The following is a 278-nucleotide window of genomic DNA, read 5'->3' on the forward strand; positions in this document are numbered from 1 at the left end:
GTTGTGAAGTAGCACATTCTGTAGAAGAAGTGTTTGAGCTATGCAAAAATGAAGAAGAGATCTTTATTTTTGGCGGAGCGCAACTTTATGATCTCTTTTTACCATACGTAGACAAGTTATATATAACAAAAATTCATCATGCATTTGAAGGAGATACATTCTTCCCAGTAATCGATATGGCAAATTGGAAAGAAATTTTTGTTGAAAAAGGGTTAACGGATGAAAAAAATCCGTATACGTACTATTATCATGTATATGAAAAGCAACAATATTAATAG

At 31.7% G+C, this 278-nt stretch carries 1 protein-coding gene; it reads left to right on the top strand.

All coding sequences use genetic code 11. The annotated features are described in order from the left end of the window. Positions 1–275: dihydrofolate reductase (locus ACSG5Z_RS32665; RefSeq protein WP_435713017.1), on the top strand; the 275-nt coding region annotated here is incomplete at its 5' end. Positions 276–278 lie beyond the last annotated feature (3 nt).

Source organism: Bacillus pretiosus (assembly GCF_051294775.1).
Lineage (GTDB): Bacteria > Bacillota > Bacilli > Bacillales > Bacillaceae_G > Bacillus_A > Bacillus_A wiedmannii.